The following is a 21,964-nucleotide window of genomic DNA, read 5'->3' on the forward strand; positions in this document are numbered from 1 at the left end:
TCTGATGAGATCTTTTACACGTAGTAAATCAACAACTTTGCCACGAGCTGCTCCCGGGTGTGGACCCGTAGTTTCTGGTAGCACTGTCTAATGTGCGCCCTCACGGTATGAATCGAACAGTCGCGCCTTTCCGCGATGACTTGCGGCGGGTAACCGAAAAACATGTCTCGCACGATCTGCGCTTCGCTGTCAGTCAGCCCGAATATGACCCGTATTTCCGGCACATTCCGCATTTCGCACGACGCAGCGGTGACAAGGATAAGGCAGACGCCAAATTCACCGATTGATGATGCGCGAAGGAGCAAATGATGCTCACTTCCCGGTTCGCCCAGCACCGCAGTGCGCGTAGCTACGCAAGGCACATTCAACAACTCTTCTAGAGCCATTTCCGCGAGAGGATCGCAGGGGCATAAACAGTTCCTTTCGATCGCCAGGGATGGGTGCAGCGCAACGATTTCACCTGCGCCGGACGACGCGGCACTTATTGCCCCTCTCCGGTTTACGATAAGCCTTGGTTTGCCATCAATCCGGGCGAGGCTATCGAATACGGCATTGATGTCGATCTGGTCTCGCGCGAACAGAACGTGTTCGGCAGCATCCATGGCAACTTCCCCCTGAAATGGAAGGCACTACATTCTCCAAGAGCGTTGCTTCTCTTGTTGAATAGAACATAGCCAATGCGAGAGGGGCTCGCCTTCGCCCTGCTCGTTTGGCTTGTTGCATTGATTTCGCAATGCATTTCGGAAAAAAAGCGATGCGGCAAAATCCGCAATATCCCTAGCCTGCAGGAAACGATGCTTGTTCTTGCTAAACGCAACAAAGTTGTGGGCAGTTTACGATCCGGGGGGACAGCGTCACAGATCAGCGCGCCTATCATCGGAACACCATTCTTCAGGATCAATCAGGTTGCCAACTTTTCTACCAGATAGGTCACAGCCTTTGCCGGTGAAGCGAGGCGCGGATAATCGGATTCTGGGATCGGCAAGTCGAACCGCTTATGCAACGCACTGACAAGCCGCAGAAAGTCCATCGAGTCGAGACCAAGTTCATTCTGCAAATGGTCGTTGTCGTCTATCGTCGCGGCCTCAAGATCGGGGGCGACAGCGATAAGCTCTTCAATGAAGACGGCACGAGGATCGGATGGGGTCATAGGGCTTCAGGCTCCTGCAGGAGGCGGTCAATCTCGGCCAGGAATAGCGCGCCGCGTCGGCCGTCGCTCACCCGGTGATCGGCGGCGAGTGTCGCGGTAACAGCAATGCGCGGCTGGACAGCTCCATCGTGGACCATGGACCTCGGGCGCGGAGCGCCGAAGCCCACCAGCGCAACCTGTGGAGGGTAGATTACGCCGAAAAGTGCATCCACGCCACTCTCGCCCAGAGAGGAAATGGTGATGGTCCCTTGGGTGATCTCGCTGTTGCGCAGCAGTCCGGTGCGGGTGCGAGCGACCATGTCGCGCATCGCCTCCATGATCGCGTCGAGTCCCTTTTCCTGGGCATCGAGCATGGCAGGCGCGATCAGCCCGCCGCCACGCATCGCGATCGCAAGGCCGCAGTGCACCGGTCCTGAGGGGGCAAAGGAGTCAGTCTCGAACCGCCCGTTCAGTTCCGGCACCTTGGCCAAGGCCTTGACCGTAGCGCGGATCAGCATCGCCCCCATCAACAGTCGCTGATCAGGAGTTCGAACCGCATTGGTATCTGTAAGCCAGTCTTGAGCGGATTGCAGGTCGATTTCGTGACTGAGATAATAGTGCGGGATATCGCGCTTGGACCGGCTCATTGCTGTGGCAATGGCGCGACGCATCTCGGACAAGTCCAGTCCCGGCTTTCCCCTGGGGCGATCTGTGGCTGGCTCAAACGTGACTGCCTGGCGAGCCTGCTCCGGGCGCTCCACATCCGCCAGTAGGACTGCACCGCCCGGCCCCGAACCAACCACACCGTCCAGCGCGAGCCCAAGCTCTGCAGCGCGGGCGCGCGCTGCCGGCGATGCGAGCACCGTGCCGGTTGTGGCTGCAGGCATCGGTTTTGTCGGCACCGCTGCGGGTACTGCGGACGCTTGCACCCTTCGCGGGTCCTCCGGTTCTGGCTGCGGTTCTGGCTGCGGCTCTGGTTCCGCTGCGGCTGCTGGCACGTTGATCTCCTGATCGCCGAGCCGCGCCAAAGGTGCACCGACGAGCAGCGTCTGCCCCGGCTCGGCCAGAAGCTCGCCGATCACTCCGGACTCGAAAATCTCGATCTCGATGGCACCCTTCTGGGTTTCGACCACGGCAACGGTGTCACCCCGTGTCACCTTGTCGCCCGGCTTTACCAGCCACTCGACCAGCGTACCTGCTTCCATATCGGCCCCCAGTGAGGGCATGGTGAAGGTGCTCATGTCGCAATCCCTGGCACGGCCTTTACTGCTGCCACAATGTCGGCCGCCTGCGGCAGGGCGGCGGTCTCTAGATGCTTGGGGTATGGTATTGGCACTTCAGCCGAACAGACGCGGCCAACCGGTGCGTCGAGATAGAAGAAGCAGGCCTCCTGAAGCCGGGCGGCGATTTCGGCGGAGAGCGATCCGGTGCGCCAGCCTTCGTCGACGACGATTGCCCGGCCTGTGCGGCGAACCGAGGCCATGATCGTTTCCTCATCGAGCGGGCGCAAGGATCGCAGATCGATGACCTCGGCCTCGATGCCTTCCTTGGCCAGGGTTTCGGCGGCTTCAAGAGCCTTCCACAGCGAATAGGACCACGCAATCAGCGTAACATGGCGACCCGGGCGGCGGATCACGGCGCGGTCGATGTCCACCGCACCCGCATTGGATGGGATCTTGCCGGTCATGTTGTACAGCATCACGTGTTCAAGGATGATCACCGGGTCCGGCTCTTGGAGAGCAGTCGCGACCATCCCGCGCGCATCTTCCAGTGTGGCCGGAGCCACAACGCGCAGACCGGGGATGTGGGCAAAGAAGGCATCCAGCGAATGAGAATGTTGCGCCGCAAGCTGGCGTCCAGCACCGGTGGCCATGCGGATGACCAGAGGCACGCCGAACTGCCCGCCAGACATGTGCCGGATGGTTGCTGCAGTGTTCAATATCTGGTCCAGCGCCAGAAGCGAAAAGTTGACTGTCATGATCTCTACGATCGGGCGCATGCCCACCAGAGCAGCGCCAATCCCCGCCCCGGTGAAGCCGGATTCCGACAGCGGGGTGTCGCGGATACGGTCCGGACCGAATTCGGCCAGGAGCCCCATCGACACGGCATAGCAACCGCCATAGGCTCCGATGTCCTCGCCCATCATGAACACGCGGTCATCACGCAACAGCGCCTCGATGAGAGCTGCGCGGCAGCAATCGCGATAGGTACTTTCGACCGGCGACGTGGGGGCAGCGGGTGCGGGAAGAGCTGGACGGGTTTCGGCGACAACATGACGCGTCAGATCCTCGACCGGCTCCCAAGGGGCCTGCTCGCAGGCGGCGACCGCCTCCTTCAGCTGAGCCTCGACTTCGACCTCGATGGCATCGACTTCGTCCTGATGCAGGAGATTGTTTTCCAGAAGCCAGGACTGGAAGCGGGTGATGGGGGAGCGCTTGCGCCATTCCGCCATCTCGGCCTTGTCGCGGTATTTCTCGGCATCGAACATCGAATGAGGCCGGGTGCGATAGGTGCGACATTCCAGAAACTGCGGGCCACCGCCCGCGCGGATCGCCTCGACCAGCCGCCGCGCTGCCGCCTCGACCGACACCACATCGTTGCCATCCACGCTTTCTGCTGGCATCCCGTAACTGGCGGCGCGGGGCACGAAATCAGAGTTCGCCTGGACCCGGGCTACTGCGGTACCCATGGCGTAGAGATTGTTCTCCAGGACGAAGAGAACCGGCAGCCTCCAGAGCGCCGCAAGATTCATCGCCTCGTGGAACTCGCCCTCGGCCAGCGCGCCATCGCCGAAAAAACAGGCAGTTACCCGGTCCTCGCCCTGCATATGATCGCCAAGGCCCAGACCCACGGCCAATGGCAGCCCCCCGCCGACGATGGCATTGCCGCCGTAAAGGTTGGTCTCGGCGTCGAAAAGGTGCATCGACCCGCCCCGCCCACCCGCGCAGCCAGTGGCTTTGCCGTACATCTCGGCCAGAGCGGATGCCATGCTAATGCCGCGCGCCAGGGCATGCCCATGTTCGCGATAGGTGGAAACCACCCGGTCGCGCGGTTCCAGCGCGGCTGCGATGCCCACGGCCACAGCTTCTTCGCCATCATAGAGATGCAGGAAGCCGCGGATCTTTTCCTGCGTATAAAGTTCGTAGCACTTTTCCTCGAACCGGCGGATGCGGATCATGCCGCGCAACAGGTCGCGGGCATGATCGTGGGTCAGCTTGACCTTGGTCATTTCGGATCACCCTCAAGAGTGGAGAGATCACCCACGGGTAATCCAAGTTCGCGGGCGCGCAGTAGCCGACGCATGATCTTGCCCGAGCGGGTGCGCGGGAGACTGTCGCGGAACACGATTTCGCGCGGTGCGACCGCAGGGCCGAGACGTTTTCTGGCATGTCCGCGCAACTCGCGCTCCATCGCCTCGTCTGCAGGGAAACCAGCTTTCAGGGTGACGAACGCCTTGACGACCTCCCCCGCAGTTTCATCCGGGATGCCGATCACTGCGGCTTCTGCCACCGCAGTGTGTTCGATCAGCGCGCTTTCCACCTCGAAAGGACCGATCAGGTGGCCCGAAGACTTGATCAGGTCATCCGCGCGGCCGACGAACCAGTAGTACCCGTCGCTGTCACGCATCGCCAGATCACCGGTCAGATACCAGCCACCCGCAAAGCACTTCGCATAGCGCTCCGGTTGGCCAAGATAGGCCCGCATCATTGATGGCCAGCCAGGGCGCAGGGCCAGTTCGCCGATTGTGCCGTCGGGTTGCTCAACCACGCGGTCACCCTCACGGACCACGATGCCGGCTTCGATCCCCGGCAGGGGCTTGCCCATCGCTCCGGGCTTGATGTCCATCTCGGCTGTGTTGCCGATCATGATGCCGCCCGTTTCCGACTGCCACCAGTTGTCGTGAAACGGCAGGCCGAATACCTGTTGGCCCCAGATCACGCACTCGGCGTTCAATGGCTCACCAACCGAGGCAAGGAACCGCAGCGCCGAAAAGTCACGCCCTTTGGCCGCGCCATCTCCTGCCCTCATCATCATCCGGATCGCTGTAGGGGCGGTGTACCAGACCTGGACGCGCTCGCGTTCCAAGATCGTGTACCAGCGGTCGAGGTCGAACTCTTCCTCGTCCACCACCATCGTCACGCGGTTGCAGAGGGGAGAGATGATGCCGTAGCTCATTCCTGTCACCCACCCAGGATCAGCGGTACACCAGTAGATGTCACCCGGCCGCAGGTTCAGCGCCAGCCGACCTGTCTCGGCGTGGGCGACAACCGCCTCATGCACATGGACAACCCCTTTCGGCAGACCGGTGGTGCCCGAGGTGAAGTGCAAAAGCGCCATGTCCTCGGCCTGGGTCGGATGGGTTTCAAAGGTGGCGGGTGCTGCAGCCATTGCCGGTCCGAGCGCAATGCAGTCCTCAGGAGCCGTCTCGCCGATAATCAGCACCAGTTTCAACTGCGGCATATCGGCCCGCCAGTCTGCCACCTTCCGTCGGTAATGGGCTTCGGTTGTAACCAGCACCGAAGCTTCGCCGATTTCCATCCTCGCACGCACGGGTTCTGGACCGAAGGCGGGAAAAAGAGGGCTGACCACAACCCCTGCCTTCAGCGCTCCCAGCACGGCCGCGTAAAGCTCCGGCACCCGCCCGGCCAAGAGGAACAGCCGCTCGCCCGGACCGATACCACATGAGCGCAACACGTTCGCAAAGCGGGCGGCGTCCGCCGCCAGATCGGCATAGGTCAGTTCCCGCCGGGCACCCTCGCGCCCCAGCCAGATCATCGCCGTTTGCGCGCCGTGCCCCGCACCAACATGCCGGTCCACCGCTTCATGCGCGACATTGAGCCCGCCGCCCGGCAGCCCGTCCAACCGCGCCCGCGCCGCATCCCAGCCCGCTGCCATCGGCAATAGACCCTCGGGCTGCGCTACCTTGGCAATGATTTCATAAGCCATCGTCCGCTCCCCGAGTGATGATCAATAGCACCCGCCACCAATTCATAGTAACGAAGGACGGACAGCCATGGATTGCGCGGAGTCAAAGCACCTCGCCTCCGTTCAATATAGCACACCGGTTCATTCTCATCGCATCAAGCTGGGGATATAGCGGATGTGAATTCCGGCAGATGAGGTTCGTTTGATTTTGAGCGATTACAGGGAAGGATGTTCCCATGGACAGGTCAGACCGCGTTGCACCATTGCGATGGCTGTTCGTCCTTTGCCTGCTGGTTGGACTTTGGCAGCCCTTTGCCCACGCTGACGGTCAGCCGGCCGATCATCAGGTTCCCGTACTCACGATAGATGGGGCCATCGGCCCGGCCACGGCCGACTACATCGTAAAGGGGATCGCAGCGGCCGGGCAGGATGGCAGCCAGTTCATGGTCATCCGCATGGACACGCCAGGCGGACTCGACACATCCATGCGCGAGATCATCCGGGCGATCGTCAACTCCCCAAAGCCGGTCGTCACCTATGTCAGCCCCAGCGGAGGCCGGGCGGCCAGCGCCGGTGCTTTGATCCTGACAGCCAGTCATGTGGCGGCGATGGCGCCGGGGACCAATGTCGGCGCGACCACACCCGTCCAACTGGGGGCGCCCGGTCCCGATTCTGTACCAGGTGCTGACCAGGATGCTGGCACCGAAGGTCGCCGAGAGTGCCTCTGGACGTTCTTCTGCGAGTGCTTTCCGGAATGCAGCGCAACGCGCGCTCGACGGCGTTGTTGCTGAGGCAGATCCTGCCATTATCGAGGCCCCGCGTGAACGCGTCGCAGCGATTCAGCTAGCCGAAGCAGGCCTTGGGCAGATCATGGCCGCGCAACATCTTGAGCCTCATTGATCCCGTGGCGGCACCGGAGGGCAAGGGCGGGGGCTGAGTGCAGACCCAGGTCACGAGACCTTCACGCCAGTCCCGATACCAGTCCGGCTTTCTGTGCGAACCTGTCTGAACCAGGTCAGCTGGGAGCTGCAACCCGTTCCTGTCCGGCCGTGTTCGCAGGGCGGACCAGGTTCCGAAAGAGTAGGAACATGGAAAAATGAGCATCAAAAATGCCCTCGAGATTGATCCAATCGGGGTCCAGGCGGGTGAAGCGTGAGGGGCTCTGGCAAGATGGGAACTGATGCCAAGCAGCTCGCCCTGCCCCTTGATCGGTGCCCTCCGCCTGAACACCACATCCCGATCGCTTTGCGGGTCTCAGAAGCTGCCCGAATGGTCGGCCTGGGGCGCTCAAAGTTCTACGAACTGATCGCGTCGGGTGATGTCGAGACAAGGCGCGCTACTCGAAGCACTATCGGATCACGAAAGAGGAGCTCGACTGGCTCGGCGAGCAGGTCGAGGAACTCGGCCGCGTGGTTCACGAGGTGTGTTCCGAGCGTCTGGCCAGGCTTTCCTCGGAAGCCGGGAGTAGTTCCTGAGACAGAACTTCGTGCGAATCCCCGAAGCGCTTTGGGGTTCAGCTTCGTGCGGAGCACTAGCTGTCCGAATCGGTCAACTTCTGCGAATCCGCAGATCCAATGCAATAGCTTGCCCACGCTTCCATCAGCTTTACCCGTGCGCCCGGCATACCCGGCGTTCCAAGATATGTTGTGCGGCGGTAGGCAGCCTGCACTGCGTCGGGCGTTTTGTGCGCCAGGGCCGCCTCGACAACGGCATCGGGGAAGCCTTCATTCGCTGCCCAGTCGGTGAAGGAGGAACGGAAGCCGTGGACGTGGAAAGGCTCGCGCATGTCTCTCAGGACCTTGAGCAATGTCATGTCGGAAATGGGCTTGCCTGACGCCCCGGGGAAGACAACATCAGTTTCCTCGAGTCGCAACGCATCGGCCTTCGCCAGCACCGCCAGTGCGGCGTCAGAGAGCGGAACGATGTGCGCCTTGCTCCGCTTCATGTGATCGGCAGGAACGCTCCACAGACGCTCCTCCAGGTCAAATTGGGCCCATGTCGCCAGCCGGACCTCCTGAGACCGCGTTCCTGTCAGGATGAGCAGTTCCAGAGCCAGTCGGCCAAAGGACGGCTTGCGCCGCAAGGCAGTCATGAAACCGGGCAAGGCGACATAGGGCATGGCCTTGCGGTTTGCCCGCTGTTTGACTTGCCGGGGCAACCCCCGTCCCGCTTTCAGGCTGCTATTGCCCGATGGGGCTTCGGTCGAGCGCCATCCCTTGGCATGGGCATAGTCCAGCACAGCACAAATCCGATTGCGCACCTGCCGAGCGGTTTCAGGAATTTCCTGCCAGATCGGAGTCAGAACCGAGATGATGTCGGCAGCGGTAATGCTCCCGGTTGGCATGGTCCCCAGTTTGGGGAATGCATAGTTCACCAGACTGGCCAGCCATTGGCGCGTGTAGACGTCGCTTTTCCAGCCTGCTTCATTCTCGGAGTGATACTGGCGAGCCGCTTCGGAAAACGTGACTTTCGCAGCGGCCTCGTCCCTGCGCTCCACCAACACATCGCGCTTTTCCACTTTTATGGCTTTGCGCAGCTGTCCTGCCTTCTCGCGCGCTTCGGCCAGCGTCACCAGCTTTGCACTACCCAGCCCCAAATCCTGCCGTTTGCCATCGCGCTGGAGTCGCAAGTTCCAGTAAGCGCCGCCACGTTTATCCACTTTCAGGAACAGTCCGTCGCCGTCCTGATATGTGCCCGGATTCGCCAAGGCGGCCTTGACCGCGACTGCCGAGAGTTTGCCCATCGCTTTACCCCCACACTTTTCGGCGCCGATTCCCTAGGTCAGAGTGTGGAGGTAAGCCGATTTACCCCCACACTACCCCCACACTTGGCTCCGGCTGCAGGCAAATGGCAGCGGTCACAAGCGGACGATGAGGGGGAGAATACCCCGGATTTCTGGGATTTCTAGGGGTTCTGTGGGGTAGTATGAGAAGGGGCATTGGTGGACAGGGCTGGATTCGAACCAGCGTACGCTCTCGCGGGCAGATTTACAGTCTGCTGCCATTAACCACTCGGCCACCTGTCCACCGGTGCCGGAAAGCAGCCCAATCAGGAAGATTGACCCGCTCGGGAATGGACCTTCGAAAAGGTCCGGTCCAGCCGAGAGGCGCCCCAATGGCGAAGCCGCGCTTGCCTGTCAATGGTCACGCTGGCAGGAGCGTCGCCGCAATGAAGGATTGATGATGAACAAACGTGGCGAGAAGAAGAACCTGCGCGGAAGGGCCGGGCGTAACCAGGGCGGACGCGGCTCCGGCCGGGCCAGTGCAGGCGCCGTGCGCCTTTGGGGCCGCCATGCGGTCGAAGCCGCGCTGTTGAACCCGGCGCGGGTACACCGCAAGCTTTGGGCCACGACCGAGGGGGTCGAATCGCTTTCCGGCGAGCTGCCGCCCGCCTTCCCGGTCGAATATGCCGGGCCCGAGGACCTTGCCCGGCTGGTCGCCCGCGACGCGCCGCACCAGGGGCTGGTGCTCGAGTGCGAGCCGCTGGAGGACCTGCACCTGGTTGACGTTCTCGATGGCGACAGCACGCGCCCGATCGTTGTGCTCGACCAGGTAACCGATCCGCATAACGTGGGCGCGGTCCTGCGCTCGGCCGCCGCTTTTGATGCCGCCGCCATCGTGACGCAAGACCGCCATGCCCCGCCCGAAGGCGGCGTGCTGGCCAAGTCCGCATCGGGCGCGCTGGAGATCATTCCATGGGTGCGGGTGGTGAACCTCGCCCGCGCCCTCGAGGAGATGGCAGAGGCCGGATATTGGCGCATCGGCCTCGCGGGCGAAGCGGAGGAGGACTTTGCGAGCGCCCTCCCCTCGGGTCCCGTCGCGATCGTGCTTGGGGCTGAGGGCGAAGGCATGCGGCAGAACATTGCTGCCCATTGCGACACCTTGGCGCGCCTGCCGATCAGCAGCGCGATGGAGAGCCTCAACGTGTCGAATGCTGCGGCGATTGCCCTTTACGCGACAGCCATGCGGCACCGCTGATCAAAACAGCGGAGGGCCGCATCCCGGTGCGGGAGCGGCCCTTCGATTGCGACCCGCCGCGCTGCGCGGTCAAGCAACGGGATCAGTTGACGGCGTCTTTGAGACCCTTGCCTGCCTTGAACTTGGGCTGGCTGGATGCGGGAATCTTCATCGGTTCACGCGTGCGCGGGTTGCGGCCGATCGACGCCTTGCGCTTGGACACCGAGAACGTGCCGAAGCCGACGAGGCGCACTTCATCGCCCCTTGAAAGCGTGCCGGTAATTGCTTCGAAAACGCTTTCAACGGCCTTGGTCGCATCGCTGCGTGAAAGGCCGCTCGATTCAGCGACTGCCCCGATCAATTCGTTCTTGTTCATGGTACGGAAAACCCCCCTCACTCGTGTTGTCGTTCGGATTGTTTGAGCAATCTCGGCGATGGCGGACGAATTGAGCGAGTTTTGCCAGCCATGTCTAGGGGCTAGCCCCGGAAGGCCAGGCATTTGGGCGATTTTCGCGGTCGATCCGGCGGAATCGCTCCGCAAGGGAACAGGAACCATCGGCCACTTGCCGAATCGACGCGGGACGCGCCCCCCCGATGCTCCGCCCCCGGCGACTCAGTGCGCGGTCGTACCACTCACAGAAACGGCGGGGAGCGGCTGGCTGGCAAGGTCATCAGCCTCGGTCCATTCGATGGGTACGATGGGCGAGACCAGCGCGTGTTCCAGCACCTGGTCCACATGGCTCACCGGCACGATTTCCAGCCCCTGCTTCACGTTATCCGGAATCTCGGCCAGGTCCTTCACGTTCTCTTCCGGAATCAGCACCTTGGTGATCCCGCCGCGCAGGGCCGCAAGCAGCTTTTCCTTCAACCCGCCGATCGCCAGTACGCGCCCGCGCAGGGTGACCTCGCCGGTCATCGCCACATCGGGACGCACCGGAACACCGGTCAGGGTCGAAACGATCGAGGTGACCATGCCCACGCCCGCACTCGGCCCGTCCTTGGGCACGGCGCCTTCGGGCAGGTGGATGTGGACATTCTTGCGCTGGAAGATCGACGGCTTGATGCCATAGGCGGGGCTGCGCGCCTTCACGAAGCTGAAGGCGGCCGCCACGCTCTCGTTCATCACCTCGCCCAGCTTGCCGGTGGTCTTGACCTCGCCCTTGCCGGGAGTGGTCACGCTTTCGATGGTGAGCAGCTCGCCACCGACCGAAGTCCAGGCAAGCCCCGTCACCATGCCGACCTGGGCTTCCAGTTCCGACATGCCGTGACGGAACTTCTGCACGCCGGCAAATTCGGCCAGGTTATCGGGCGTTATAGTGACGCTCTCAACCTGCTTTTCGAGGATCTTGCGCAAGCTTTTGCGCGCCAGCCTGGCGATCTCGCGCTCCAGCGTGCGGACGCCTGCTTCCCGCGTGTAATAGCGGATCAGGTCGCGCAGGCCCTCTTCGGTGAGAGTAAATTCGCCCGGCTTCAGCCCGTGCTCGTCCACCACCTTGGCAATGAGGTGTCGCGTGGCGATCTCGACCTTCTCGTCCTCGGTATAGCCTTCGAGCCGAATGATCTCCATCCGGTCGAGCAGCGGCTGGGGCAGGTTCAAACTGTTGGCCGTGCACACGAACATGATGTCCGACAGGTCGATATCGAGTTCGAGGTAATGGTCCTGGAACTTGGAATTCTGTTCCGGATCGAGCACTTCGAGCAGCGCCGAAGCCGGATCGCCGCGGAAATCCTGCCCCAGCTTGTCGATCTCGTCGAGCAGGAACAGGGGATTGCTGGTGCCGGCCTTCTTCAGGTTGGCGACGATCTTGCCCGGCATCGAGCCGATGTAGGTCCGGCGGTGACCGCGGATTTCGGCCTCGTCGCGCACGCCGCCCAGCGACTGGCGGATGAATTCGCGGCCCGTGGCCCGCGCAATCGACTTGCCGAGGCTGGTCTTGCCCACGCCCGGCGGGCCAACGAGGCACAGGATCGGACCCTTGAGCTTGTTGGTGCGCGCCTGGACCGCGAGGTATTCCACGATCCGGTCCTTGACCTTGTCGAGCGCATAGTGATCGGCGTCGAGCACTTCCTGCGCCTTGGCGATGTCCTTCTTCAGCTTGCTCTTCTTGCCCCACGGCAGGCCCAGCAGCACATCAAGATAGTTGCGCACCACGGTGGCCTCGGCGCTCATCGGCTGCATGCCGCGCAGCTTCTTGATCTCGGCATCGGCCTTGGTCTTGGCTTCCTTCGACATCTTGAGGCCGAGGATCTTCTTCTGCAGCTCGGCGATTTCGTCGCCCTCGCCGTCCTCGCTGCCGCCCAGCTCGTTCTGGATCGCCTTCAACTGTTCGTTGAGGTAATATTCGCGCTGGGTCTTTTCCATCTGGCGCTTCACGCGGCCGCGGATCTTGCGCTCCACTTGCAACACGCCCAGCTCGCCTTCCATCGCGGCATAGACCAGTTCCAGCCGCTTCAACGGGTCGCGCTCGGCCAGCAACTGCTGCTTGGTGGCGACCTTGGCCACCAGGTTGCCGGCGATGGCATCGGCCAGTTTGCCCGGATCCTCGATCTGCGCCAGATCGACCTCGATATCGTCGGGCAGCTTCTTGTTGTGGCGGGCATATTCACCGAACTGGTCGAGCGCGGACCGCACCAGCGCGGTTGCCTCGCTGCTGTCGCTTGTCGGCTCGTCCACCAGCCGGGTCTGGGCCAGCACCATGTTCTCGCTATTGCGCAGTTCCACCAGCTCGGCCCGCGCCGTGCCTTCGACCAGCACACGCACGGTGCCATCGGGCAGCTTGAGCATCTGCAGCACCTGGGCCACCACGCCGATGTCATAGAGGTCGTCCTTGCCCGGTTCGTCGCACGCGGGGTCGATCTGGGCGAGCAGGAAGATATCCTTGTCGCCCTCCATCGCGGCTTCGAGCGCGGCGACCGACATGTCGCGGCCGACGAACAACGGCACCACCATGCCGGGAAACACGACAATGTCGCGCAGGGGCAGCAGCGGGAGGGCGGTCATGGGATTTTCGGGCGGGGTCATGGGCGTTTCTGCAATGGTCATGGGCGGAATATGGGGACGGCGGCGCGGGCGTGCAACTTCGGGCTGTCGCAAGGGTGTGGAACGGCAGGTGAAGGTGACACAAGTGACAGGGCGTCACTTTCTATTTTGTGCGCGGAATGGCGGTTTTCTGCGGGTTTGCGGCAAAGGGGACAAAGTGACAGGGGGGCGGGAGAAAGAACAACTTGGATCGCGATGGTAGCTTCATGCAATGCCAACTAGTCCACGCCATAGAGCGTAGGAAAGGGTTCAGTGGCTACCCATGAGACATACTGTAGACCACCGAGAGGATGTAATAGCTGGCGATCGGCGTTCCATCGGCGGCAATTGCCGGCGAGAACCGGGCTCTCCGCATGAGAATTTCGCAAGCCGTCCGCTCAAATTCCTCTTCCCCCATTCGGGTCTGCATGGAACAGCTTGTTGGCATGCCTTCATCAGACACGTTCATCCGTATTCGCAGGATTGCCTGCGAGCCGCTCCGAACCATCCGCGCAGGATAGACATCATAAACCGCTCGCGCCCAATCCTCCATTTGCAGCGGTGCAACTGGTGACGCCAGTTGCCTGTGCGCTTCGACATCAATGCCCCAATGAGTCAACAATTCGTCAAGGCAGCCACGCATCGCTTCCATTGGAGCACGCAACGACCCTGTCGTCAGCACCACATCATCGCGAAATGCGTTGACCAGTTCGATTGCCACCACTTCGCTTTCGCGGGCGATACGATCGGCTGCTGTAAGGCGGTCGGTCGAAGGGGATTCCCATTGTGCAGGGAACAGCGTGCTGGTGAAGGTTATGCCGTTCATCCCGTTGGATGGCTGCATGTTGAAGGCAATTCCCGTGGGGGAGGAGTCAACATCAGGAAGATAGCGCACCGCCAGATTTCGCGCAGTCGATCGGCTTTTCAGGCGGAAATTACTGCTGACAGCCAGCACCTGGAAATCGATCCGATCCGGCGCATATTGCCGCAATTCGATCACCACAGGCGTGTCTGGTCCGCCAAATTCCCGGCGCAGCGCACAACTGTCCGCGGCATAATCGAGCACCCAGGCACTGGATGGAGCCAGGTCGAGAGCAGCATCCCTCGCCTGCACCGGGCCATGAACAAAGCCGGTGGGAACAATGCCGCTGGCGAGAGCTAGCACCGCTATAGACGAAACAAGCTCCCGGCGCCCCATCGTCACTCCCCCTGCACTGTCCCCGCTCGCCGTGCCCGTTCCTGCCACAGCTGGCGGGCATAGGCCTGCATGTCGCTGATCGTATCGACCTCGTCGAGAATCTCGATCCCGAAGATCGTTTCCACCACGTCTTCCAGCGTGATCAGGCCTGCGATCGTGCCGTATTCATCGACCACCAGCATGATCTGGTGGCGGTCCTTGATGAAGCGCTGGAAGGCCCGGTCGAGCGACAGGAGGTCCGGCACGGTCGAAAGCGGGCGGGCGACGTCGGCCAGCGTCTGGGTGGTCTCGGGCCCCTGCTCCACCAGCCGAGTCAGCACCTCGCTCTTGATGACGAAGCCGACAATGGAATCGCTGTCGCTCCCGTAAACAGGAATACGGGTGAAGGGCCGGTCGGCCACGGCGGCGAGGAACTGCGTCAGCGGCATGGCGGCCGGCAGGGTAAACATCACCGTGCGCGGCGTCATGATGTCCGACGTGTGGACCTCGTCGAGCCCGAACAGGTTGTGCAGGATTTGCGATTCGCGTTCGTGGATCTGGCCCGAGGCATGGCCCAGGTGCGCCACGGCCAGCAGTTCCTCGCGGTGCTGCGGGGCGTGGGCCGCCTTGCCCAGCGTGATGACCTTGGTCACCTGCTGCGAGAACCACACCAGCGGTGCCAGCGCCGTAATCATAACCGGCAGGACCCGGCACACGAACGGCGCGAGCGGCACGGCATAGCGCGCGCCGATGGTCTTGGGGATGATCTCCGTCATCACCAGCACGGCCACGGTAAGGACAGCGGCAAAGATCGCTTGGGTGGAATTGCCGAACAGCCGCGCATATTCCGCGCCCGCGCCTGCCGCGCCCATGGTGTGGGCCACGGTGTTGAGCGTCAGGATCGCGGCCAGCGGCCGGTCCACATGCTGCTTGAGCGCGGCCATCCGGTCTGCCCAGCGGGCGCCACGCGACTTGGCCGCCTGGATCGCCGAGGGCGACAGGGTGAGCAAAGAAGCCTCCAGCAGCGAGCAGAGGAACGACACGCCGAGCGCGAGGCCGACATAGATAAACAGCAGCGTCATGGCTGGTCGACCGATCCTTCAAAGGAAAGAATAATCATCACATCCCCGGCAACTTGAAGCCCGGCGGCAGGCCGAGGCCCGCCTGCATCTGCTGCATCTCGGCATTGGCCGCGCGGTCGGCCTTGTCGCGCGCATCGTTGAAGGCAGCGGCGACGAGGTCTTCCAGGATCTGCTTTTCTTCCAGGGAAACCAGACTGTCGTCGATCGCCACGCCCAGGATGCGGCCCTTGGCCGTAGCGCGGATCCTGACCAGCCCGCCGCCGGACGAGCCTTCGACCTCGACCGAATCCAGCTTCACCTGGGCTTCGTTCATCTGCTTCTGGATGTTTTCGGCAGCGGCCTGGGCGGCCTTCATCATTTCTTCCATCGACTGCATGGCTATCTCGCTTTCCGGTTGCGGTAATCGTTGGCGCGGGACACGTCGGCCTCCTCCACCAGCTGGGCGCCGGGGAACATGGCAAGTGCGCTTTGCACCAGCGGGTGGTTACGGATACGCAACGCCTCGGCGGCGCGCGCGGTTTCCTCGCGCTGGCGTAAGGACGGCTGGGCCTCGCCCTGCCCCCGCGAAACGTCCCACCGCTCGCCCGTGGCGCGCAGCAGGGCATCGCGCAGTTCTGCCAGCACATCCTCTTCGAATTCGGCGGGCGTCGTGTAGCTCAGGCGGCCCGGCGCAAGCTCGATCACCTGCACCCAGTCGCGCATGATCTGGCCCACGCGCAGCAGCCCTTCCTGCTCCACCCTGTCGCACAGGATCGACCATTCCAGCGCGACATCGGTGGGGCCTGAAGGTGCTGCGGCAGGCGTGGACCCTGCCGCGGCAGCAGGAGCGGCAGAAAGCCCGCGTTCCGCCGCATCCTTCAGCAGCTTCTCCAGCGTGCCGGGATCAGGCAGTTCGGCAGCATGGAGCACGCGCAGGAGGGCCATTTCGGCGGCCACCAGCGGATCGGGCGCGGTGCGCACCTCGTCATGTCCCTTGAGCAGCAGTTGCCACAGCCGGTGGACCTGCCCGGCAGACAATCGCCCGGCCCAAGTGGACAGCGCCTGCTTCTCCTCCTCCGACACGCCATCGGCCAGGTTGTCGGCCAGTTGCGCCACGGCCACGCGGTGGGTCAGTTCCATCAGCGAGCGCAGCAGGGCGAGCGGATCCACCCCGCGCGAATACTGGTCGGCCACGGCGGCCAGCAAGCCCCTGGGATCGGCTTCCAGCAGGCAGGCGAACAGCCGCCGCTGCGCGCCCTTGTCCGCCAGGCCCAGCATGTCGCGGACCATTTCGGCGGTGACAGAGGCACTGCTACCGCCATCCATATCGGCATGGGCAATCGCCTGGTCGAGGATCGACAGCCCGTCGCGCGCCGAGCCTTCGGCGGCAGAAGCGATCATCGCCAGGGCCTCGCTTTCGGCCTCCACGCCTTCCTTCACGCAGATCGCGGCGAAGTGTTCGTGCAGCAGTGGGGCCCCGATGCGCCTGAGGTCGAAGCGCTGGCAGCGCGAAAGGACCGTGACCGGCAGCTTGTCCACCTCTGTGGTGGCAAACAGGAACTTCACATGGGGCGGCGGTTCCTCAAGAGTCTTGAGCAAGGCATTGAAAGCATTGCGCGACAGCATGTGAACTTCGTCGATGATGTAGATCTTGTAGCGCGCACTGACGGCGGAATAGCGCACTGCCTCGATGATCTCGCGCACGTCGTCCACGCCGGTATGGCTGGCCGCGTCCATCTCGATCACGTCGATATGGCGGCCTTCGGCGATGGCGCGGCATGGCTCGCACACCCCGCATGGATCGATCGTCGGGCCGCCCTGCCCGTCGGGGCCGATGCAATTGAGCGCCTTGGCGATCAGCCGCGCGGTGGAGGTCTTACCCACCCCGCGCACGCCGGTCATCAGGAACGCATGGGCCAGCCGGTCGCGCGCAATGGCATTGGCGAGCGTGCGAACCATCGGCTCCTGCCCCAGCAGTTCGGCAAAGGTCTGCGGGCGATATTTGCGGGCCAGCACGCGATAGGGCTGGTTGGTGGCTGGTGCAGGTGCGGGCGGTGGCGGCGGCGCGACGGGCGCAGCCACATCGCCGAACATCGAATTCTGCCCGGCCGCCTCAAGCTCCGCTGCGGTGGGAGAGTCTTGCTCCTCCTCCGCGCCATCAGTGCCCCACGGCGGGGTCTCGTCATCCGGTGAATCGCCCATGTGCCAACAGTTAGGCGTTCACGCAGCCAATGTCATGGTGCTGATGTGGGGTCACGGTGCGGGTGGGGATAAATAGGAGCCGGGCGACCCGCTGCAATCTACCTTGGCTGCTTCCTTCCGGACCTGACCAGGTAAGCAGACGCGAACGTCCACCCGACTCCCGGCTGGGCATTTAGGTAGAGCTGCCAACCTTGGCAAGTCTCAACGGAAATTGTCAGCGTAGGCCTGCAGCTTCAACCGGCGCGGCGGCACGGTGTGGACCACCGCGTCGATGCCATATTTCGCGGCATAGGCCTGCGCATCTTCAAGGCTGGCAAACTTGAGCTGGACCTGCGCCTGCGTATCGCCGCTGCCGGCCCAGCCCATCAGCGGATCGGGCTTCTTCGCCTCGGCCGGAGCAAAATCGAGCACCCACTGGTCGCCCAGTGCCTTGCCGCTCTGCATCGCGTTCTTCGGGCGTTGGTAGATTCGTGCCTGCATGGCTTGTCCTTTGGTCGTTTCCGCGCGGGAATCAAGTGCGATCAAACGCGTTCTTCGTCTTGAGACTGGGCTTTTCAGCCCACGGCTCATCCGGCCAGCGGTGTCTGGGGTAGCGGCTCTTGCCGTCCTTGCGCACATCGGCCCACGATCCGCGCCAGAAACCCGGCAGGTCGCGGGTGGACTGCATGGGCTTGCCGCCGGGATCGGTCAGCTTAAGAAGCAGCGGCGTGTCACCGATCGTCGGGTGGCGTTCGAGGCCGAACACGGCCTGCACGCGCACCTCTACGCTGGGTCCATCGTCGGCGGCATAGTCGATCGCGTGGCTGGTTCCGGCAGGGCTGGCGAAATGACGCGGCGCGCGGGCGTCCATTTGCTGGCGTTCGTCCCACGAAAGGCGATTTAGCAAGGCCTCGGCCAATGCGCCGGGCAGCACATCGAGATCGCGGCGGCGGTGGAGCAGCGGCGCCAGCCACTCGCCCGCTCCTTCCGCCAGCAGCGCCGGATCGAGCGCGGTGATCCCGGCAAAGCGGGCGCGGGCGATCAGGCTGCGGGGGAGCAGTTCCCCCAGCTTGTCCACAAACTTTTCCACAAGCAGCGCGGTGATCGCTGCCTCGTCCGGCTGCGGATCGGGTCCGCTGGCGAGCGTGATCGCCCCCAGCCGCCGCTCCAGCCGCGCCTCCACCCGCTCGCCGGTCCAGCGCGCCGTGTGCCGCCGTTCGATCCGGTGGCCGAGCCATTGTTCCACTTCCGCCGTATCCAGCGCGAGCGCAGCCGTTATCCGCGCCCCGCCTGCCCTGCCCTGTGCGTCACCGATGGCGAGCCACTCGGCGCGAGCCAGCGGACTGGCGGGATCGAGGGTGTAGCCGCGCCCTCCCGCCGACAGCCAGTTCTCGCCCGAAGCATCACGGCGGCGGGCGAGATTGTCGGGCAGGGCATGGGCGAGGAGCACGGCGGGGGGTACAGATTCGACCTCCGTTCGCATCGAGCGAAGTCGAGATGCCGCAGCGGGGTCTCGACTTCGCTCGACCCGAACGTGGCTCTCGTCATTGGCCCGCCTCGCCCAGCCATCGGCCAGCTTGCGCGATGCCTCGGCCCGGCCCGAACGGTCGCCGTCCCACCGCTGCAACCGGGCGAGCAGGTCTTCCCCGCGCCCGCCCAGCCCGCGTTCCTGCAACAGCAGCGCCAGCCGCGCCGCCAGCCGTGCTGCGCCGTGCTGCGCCCCGAACAGCAGCATGGCCGCTTGCCACGGGTCCATCGGCAGGGCCGCGATCCGCTGACCGGTTTCGGTTATCCGCCCCTCTGCGTCGAGCGCTCCCAGTGCCTGCAACCGCTCGCGCGCGGCATTCAGCGCAGGCGCGGGAGGCGCATCGAGCCACGGCAGGCTGGCGGCATCGTCCACCCCCCACTGGGCGAGCGCCAGCATCAGCGGGGCAAGGTCGCTGGTGAGCATTTCCGGCGGATCGAACGCCTCGCGCCCGGCGTGGGCGGCCTGTTCCCACAGGCGATAGGCCACGCCCGGCCCCTGCCGCGCCGCGCGCCCTGCCCGCTGCGCCGCGCTCGCCTGGCTGGCGCGGGTGGTGACGAGGTGGGTGACGCCTGCCGCCACATCGAACTGCGCCCGGCGCGATAACCCGGCGTCCACCACCACGCTCACCCCATCCAGCGTGATCGAGGTTTCGGCGATGGACGTGGCGAGCACGATCCGTCGCCGTCCTTCAGCATCGCGGCGGATGGCAGCGCGCTGGTCTTGCGGCTGGACCTGGCCGTGCAGCGGCAGGACCAAGGCAGCAGGCAGGCGTTCGGCCAGCCGTTCCTGCACCCGGCTAATCTCACCCATGCCGGGGAGGAAGGCCAGCACATCGCCCTCCTCTGCCCGCCAGGCGGTGAGGATCGCGCTGGTCATGCTGTCCTCCAGCCGCTTTTCCGGGCTGGAACCGAGCCATTCGATGCGCAGCGGGTGCGCCTTGCCCTCGCTTGCGATCACCGGGGCGCCCCCATACTCAGAATCGTCACCCAGCAAGCGGGCAAAGCGCGCGCCATCGATCGTGGCGCTCATCACCAACACGCGCAGGTCTTCACGCAGCACGGCCTGGGTTTCCAGCGCCAGCGCAAGACCAAGGTCGCTGTCGAGGTGGCGTTCGTGCGCCTCGTCGAACAGCACGGCGGAAATGCCTGCCAGCTCCTGGTCGGCCAGGATGCGGGCAACGAATATTGCCTCGGTCACCACAAGGATGCGGGTGGCCTTGCTGCTCTTGCTGTCGAGCCGGGTGTTGTAGCCCACGGTTTGCCCAACCTCCTCGCCCAACATCTGCGCCATGCGTTCGGCGGCAGCGCGGGCGGCAACCCGGCGCGGGCTGAGGAGGATGACCTGACCGCTGCACCACCTTTCCCCGATCAGCGCAGGCGCCACGGCCGTAGTCTTGCCCGCCCCCGGCGGCGCGATCAGCACGGCAGAATTGCGCGTGGACAGTGCGGCCAGCAGATCGGGCAGGACAGCGTGGATGGGGAGGCTATCGGTCACCAGCACCCACTACCCGTTCGTGTCGAGCGAAGTCGAGAAACTGTGCGCGCATCTCGACTTCGCTCGATGCGAACGGCATTGGTTCTGGATCAATACCCGCGAGAAACCGCAAATTGGGCAGCTTCGATCATGGCGGAGCGTGCCTTGCTATCGGGGAAGATCGACAGGGCATCGCAGGCGCGCCGGGCGAAGTGGCGGGCGCGCTCGCGGGTGTCTTCCACCGCGTTGTGGCGCCCGATCAGCTCCACCGCGTGGGCGAGGTCCTCGTCCGAATTGGTAAAACCTGCCACGGCATCGCGCCAGAAGCGGCGTTCCTCTTCCGAACCGCGGGCATAGGCCAGGATCACCGGCAGGGTCATCTTGCCTTCGCGGAAATCGTCGCCCCGGTCCTTGCCCATTTCGGCGGCGCTGGAATCGTAATCGAGCGCATCGTCCACCAGCTGGAAGGCAATGCCGAGGTTGCGGCCATAATCGTCGAGCGCGCGCTCCTCCTCCTCGCCCCGCTCGGCCACCACGGCGGCAATGCGGCTGGCGGCGGCGAACAGGGCGGCGGTCTTGTCGCCGATGATGTGGAGGTAGCGCTCCTCGCTCGTCTCGATCCGGCGCTGGCTGACCAGCTGGTCCACCTCGCCCTGGGCGATAATCGCGCTGGCGCCCGACAGGATTTTCAGCACCTTGAGGCTGCCGTCCTCGACCATCAGTTCGAAGGCGCGGCTGAACAGGAAATCGCCGACCAGCACGGTGGCGGGATTGCCGAACACGATATTGGCGGTCTGCTTGCCGCGCCGCGTTTCGCTGCCATCGACCACGTCGTCATGCAGCAGGGTGGCGGTGTGGATGAATTCGACGGCGGCCGCCAGCTTGTGGTGGCGCGTGCCGTTATAGCCCAACACCTCTGCTCCCGCGAGCGTCAGCATCGGCCTCATGCGCTTGCCGCCGCCGCTGATGAGGTGGCCCGCCAGGGCTGGGATCAGCGGAATCTCGCTCTGCATCCGGTCCAGGATCACCTGGTTGACCGAATTCATGGCCGTAGCTGTCAGCGACAGGATCGGAGCCAGGCTGGGGGCAGGCGCGGGCCCGCGCTTCAAGGGAATGACATCGGCGCTCATGCGAGGTTTCCCATGGGCAAGTGGACCCGTCTTGGCAAGTTCGCAATTGCTGCTAGCAAGGATGGATGACCCAGCAATCCGCTTTCCAAGCCACTCCCGCCGCGCCCGATCCGGTGCTGGCAGGCTACCGCAAGAGCATCGACAACATCGACGCAGCCCTGGTCCACATGCTGGCCGAACGCTTCCGCATCACCCAGGCCGTGGGCGAGCACAAGGCCGTCACCGGCATGCCCGCCAGCGATCCGGGCCGCGAAGCCCGCCAGATCGAACGCCTGCGGGCATTGGCGGTGGAGGCCGAGCTCGACCCCGAATTCAGCGAGAAATTCATCCGCTTCGTGATCGACGAGGTGATCCGCCACCACAAGCGGGCGCAGGGAAAGTAGG

The 21,964-nt window shown here is 63.8% G+C and carries 18 protein-coding genes, 1 tRNA gene, 1 other RNA gene and 2 pseudogenes; 4 read left to right on the plus strand and 18 right to left on the minus strand.

All coding sequences use genetic code 11. The annotated features are described in order from the left end of the window. Positions 1 to 14: 14 nt before the first annotated feature. From M3P36_RS00005 to acsA, 5 genes are all read right to left on the minus strand, one after another. Positions 15 to 602, minus strand: a complete 588-nt coding sequence (locus M3P36_RS00005) for a helix-turn-helix transcriptional regulator (RefSeq protein WP_249697895.1) — start codon at positions 600 to 602, stop codon at positions 15 to 17. Positions 603 to 901: 299 nt separating this feature from the next. Further along, positions 902 to 1,150 carry an acyl carrier protein gene (locus M3P36_RS00010; protein WP_249697897.1) on the minus strand — a complete coding sequence of 83 codons (249 nt, stop codon included), beginning with the start codon at positions 1,148 to 1,150 and terminating at the stop codon, positions 902 to 904. Continuing rightward, positions 1,147 to 2,370 (minus strand): dihydrolipoamide acetyltransferase family protein, encoded by a 1,224-nt coding sequence (locus M3P36_RS00015; protein WP_249697899.1) that lies wholly within the window; start codon positions 2,368 to 2,370, stop codon positions 1,147 to 1,149. Before M3P36_RS00015 ends, M3P36_RS00010 begins: the two co-directional genes overlap by 4 nt. Beyond that, positions 2,367 to 4,358, minus strand: a complete 1,992-nt coding sequence (pdhA, locus tag M3P36_RS00020; RefSeq protein WP_249697901.1) for a pyruvate dehydrogenase (acetyl-transferring) E1 component subunit alpha — start codon at positions 4,356 to 4,358, stop codon at positions 2,367 to 2,369. Before pdhA ends, M3P36_RS00015 begins: the two co-directional genes overlap by 4 nt. After that, positions 4,355 to 6,076, minus strand: coding sequence for an acetate--CoA ligase (gene acsA, locus M3P36_RS00025; protein ID WP_349630528.1), 1,722 nt, complete (start codon positions 6,074 to 6,076; stop codon positions 4,355 to 4,357). Before acsA ends, pdhA begins: the two co-directional genes overlap by 4 nt. A 215-nt stretch (positions 6,077 to 6,291) precedes the next feature. Between acsA and M3P36_RS00030 the strand changes: the two genes are divergently transcribed. Then, entirely contained in the window at positions 6,292 to 6,846 is a 555-nt protein-coding gene (locus M3P36_RS00030; RefSeq protein WP_249699085.1) for a Clp protease/crotonase-like domain-containing protein, read from the plus strand. On the opposite strand, the pseudogene M3P36_RS00035 reads toward M3P36_RS00030, so the two are convergent. Further along, a pseudogene (locus tag M3P36_RS00035) lies at positions 6,806 to 6,943 on the minus strand (IS66 family transposase); the annotation flags it as partial. The gene M3P36_RS00030 and the pseudogene M3P36_RS00035 overlap by 41 nt on opposite strands. Before the next feature lie 440 nt (positions 6,944 to 7,383). On the opposite strand from M3P36_RS00035, the pseudogene M3P36_RS00040 reads away from it, so the two are divergent. Then, positions 7,384 to 7,530, plus strand: a pseudogene (locus tag M3P36_RS00040) (nucleotidyltransferase); the annotation flags it as partial. 56 nt (positions 7,531 to 7,586) lie between these two features. Here the strand turns inward: M3P36_RS00040 and M3P36_RS00045 are convergent. Together M3P36_RS00045 and M3P36_RS00050 are read right to left on the minus strand one after the other, a co-directional pair. Continuing rightward, positions 7,587 to 8,798 (minus strand): tyrosine-type recombinase/integrase, encoded by a 1,212-nt coding sequence (locus M3P36_RS00045; protein WP_249697905.1) that lies wholly within the window; start codon positions 8,796 to 8,798, stop codon positions 7,587 to 7,589. 196 nt (positions 8,799 to 8,994) lie between these two features. Then, positions 8,995 to 9,080: transfer RNA gene (locus M3P36_RS00050), tRNA-Tyr, on the minus strand. Between the two features lie 154 nt (positions 9,081 to 9,234). Between M3P36_RS00050 and M3P36_RS00055 the strand changes: the two genes are divergently transcribed. After that, positions 9,235 to 10,032: a TrmH family RNA methyltransferase gene (locus M3P36_RS00055; protein WP_249697907.1), complete on the plus strand. Its 798-nt coding sequence runs from the start codon at positions 9,235 to 9,237 to the stop codon at positions 10,030 to 10,032. A gap of 82 nt (positions 10,033 to 10,114) precedes the next feature. On the opposite strand, the gene M3P36_RS00060 is transcribed toward M3P36_RS00055, so the two are convergent. The 10 genes from M3P36_RS00060 to M3P36_RS00105 form a co-directional block, all read right to left on the minus strand. Further along, a complete protein-coding gene (locus M3P36_RS00060; protein ID WP_249697909.1) occupies positions 10,115 to 10,387 on the minus strand; it encodes an HU family DNA-binding protein in 273 nt (90 codons plus the stop codon). A 237-nt stretch (positions 10,388 to 10,624) separates the two neighbouring features. After that, positions 10,625 to 13,012, minus strand: a complete 2,388-nt coding sequence (lon, locus tag M3P36_RS00065; protein WP_249698988.1) for an endopeptidase La — start codon at positions 13,010 to 13,012, stop codon at positions 10,625 to 10,627. A 295-nt stretch (positions 13,013 to 13,307) separates the two neighbouring features. Beyond that, positions 13,308 to 14,228, minus strand: coding sequence for an energy transducer TonB family protein (locus M3P36_RS00070; protein ID WP_249697912.1), 921 nt, complete (start codon positions 14,226 to 14,228; stop codon positions 13,308 to 13,310). Positions 14,229 to 14,230: 2 nt separating this feature from the next. Continuing rightward, positions 14,231 to 15,289 (minus strand): CNNM domain-containing protein, encoded by a 1,059-nt coding sequence (locus M3P36_RS00075; RefSeq protein ID WP_249697915.1) that lies wholly within the window; start codon positions 15,287 to 15,289, stop codon positions 14,231 to 14,233. A 37-nt stretch (positions 15,290 to 15,326) separates the two neighbouring features. Beyond that, a complete protein-coding gene (locus M3P36_RS00080) occupies positions 15,327 to 15,665 on the minus strand; it encodes a YbaB/EbfC family nucleoid-associated protein (protein WP_249697917.1) in 339 nt (112 codons plus the stop codon). A 2-nt stretch (positions 15,666 to 15,667) separates the two neighbouring features. Further along, positions 15,668 to 17,470 carry a DNA polymerase III subunit gamma/tau gene (locus tag M3P36_RS00085; RefSeq protein ID WP_249697919.1) on the minus strand — a complete coding sequence of 601 codons (1,803 nt, stop codon included), beginning with the start codon at positions 17,468 to 17,470 and terminating at the stop codon, positions 15,668 to 15,670. Between the two features lie 69 nt (positions 17,471 to 17,539). Then, positions 17,540 to 17,634: signal recognition particle sRNA small type (ffs, locus tag M3P36_RS00090), an RNA gene on the minus strand. A gap of 37 nt (positions 17,635 to 17,671) precedes the next feature. Continuing rightward, a complete protein-coding gene (locus M3P36_RS00095) occupies positions 17,672 to 17,950 on the minus strand; it encodes an ETC complex I subunit (protein ID WP_249697922.1) in 279 nt (92 codons plus the stop codon). 31 nt (positions 17,951 to 17,981) lie between these two features. After that, a complete protein-coding gene (gene hrpB / locus M3P36_RS00100) occupies positions 17,982 to 20,471 on the minus strand; it encodes an ATP-dependent helicase HrpB (RefSeq protein ID WP_502798344.1) in 2,490 nt (829 codons plus the stop codon). An 89-nt stretch (positions 20,472 to 20,560) separates the two neighbouring features. Then, the gene (locus M3P36_RS00105; protein WP_249697923.1) at positions 20,561 to 21,580 is read right to left on the minus strand and encodes a polyprenyl synthetase family protein; all 1,020 of its coding nucleotides are present in this window, start codon (positions 21,578 to 21,580) and stop codon (positions 20,561 to 20,563) included. 65 nt (positions 21,581 to 21,645) lie between these two features. Between M3P36_RS00105 and M3P36_RS00110 the strand changes: the two genes are divergently transcribed. Further along, entirely contained in the window at positions 21,646 to 21,963 is a 318-nt protein-coding gene (locus tag M3P36_RS00110) for a chorismate mutase (RefSeq protein WP_249697924.1), read from the plus strand. Position 21,964 lies beyond the last annotated feature (1 nt).

Origin of the sequence: Altererythrobacter sp. KTW20L (assembly GCF_023501975.1) — a bacterium.
GTDB lineage: Bacteria > Pseudomonadota > Alphaproteobacteria > Sphingomonadales > Sphingomonadaceae > Alteraurantiacibacter.

Bases quoted from the DNA above. Each gene is read 5' to 3' on its own strand.
- M3P36_RS00095 (WP_249697922.1), bottom strand. From the start codon at position 17,950: ATGCAGGCACGAATCTACCAACGCCCGAAGAACGCGATGCAGAGCGGC.
- M3P36_RS00010 (WP_249697897.1), bottom strand. From the start codon at position 1,150: ATGACCCCATCCGATCCTCGTGCCGTCTTCATTGAAGAGCTTATCGCT.
- M3P36_RS00105 (WP_249697923.1), bottom strand. From the start codon at position 21,580: ATGAGCGCCGATGTCATTCCCTTGAAGCGCGGGCCCGCGCCTGCCCCC.
- M3P36_RS00085 (WP_249697919.1), bottom strand. From the start codon at position 17,470: ATGGGCGATTCACCGGATGACGAGACCCCGCCGTGGGGCACTGATGGC.
- M3P36_RS00075 (WP_249697915.1), bottom strand. From the start codon at position 15,289: ATGACGCTGCTGTTTATCTATGTCGGCCTCGCGCTCGGCGTGTCGTTC.
- M3P36_RS00015 (WP_249697899.1), bottom strand. From the start codon at position 2,370: ATGAGCACCTTCACCATGCCCTCACTGGGGGCCGATATGGAAGCAGGT.
- M3P36_RS00045 (WP_249697905.1), bottom strand. From the start codon at position 8,798: ATGGGCAAACTCTCGGCAGTCGCGGTCAAGGCCGCCTTGGCGAATCCG.
- M3P36_RS00070 (WP_249697912.1), bottom strand. From the start codon at position 14,228: ATGGGGCGCCGGGAGCTTGTTTCGTCTATAGCGGTGCTAGCTCTCGCC.
- M3P36_RS00005 (WP_249697895.1), bottom strand. From the start codon at position 602: ATGGATGCTGCCGAACACGTTCTGTTCGCGCGAGACCAGATCGACATC.
- acsA (WP_349630528.1), bottom strand. From the start codon at position 6,076: ATGGCTTATGAAATCATTGCCAAGGTAGCGCAGCCCGAGGGTCTATTG.
- M3P36_RS00055 (WP_249697907.1), top strand. From the start codon at position 9,235: ATGATGAACAAACGTGGCGAGAAGAAGAACCTGCGCGGAAGGGCCGGG.
- lon (WP_249698988.1), bottom strand. From the start codon at position 13,012: ATGACCGCCCTCCCGCTGCTGCCCCTGCGCGACATTGTCGTGTTTCCC.
- pdhA (WP_249697901.1), bottom strand. From the start codon at position 4,358: ATGACCAAGGTCAAGCTGACCCACGATCATGCCCGCGACCTGTTGCGC.
- M3P36_RS00060 (WP_249697909.1), bottom strand. From the start codon at position 10,387: ATGAACAAGAACGAATTGATCGGGGCAGTCGCTGAATCGAGCGGCCTT.
- M3P36_RS00110 (WP_249697924.1), top strand. From the start codon at position 21,646: ATGACCCAGCAATCCGCTTTCCAAGCCACTCCCGCCGCGCCCGATCCG.
- M3P36_RS00080 (WP_249697917.1), bottom strand. From the start codon at position 15,665: ATGCAGTCGATGGAAGAAATGATGAAGGCCGCCCAGGCCGCTGCCGAA.
- M3P36_RS00030 (WP_249699085.1), top strand. From the start codon at position 6,292: ATGGACAGGTCAGACCGCGTTGCACCATTGCGATGGCTGTTCGTCCTT.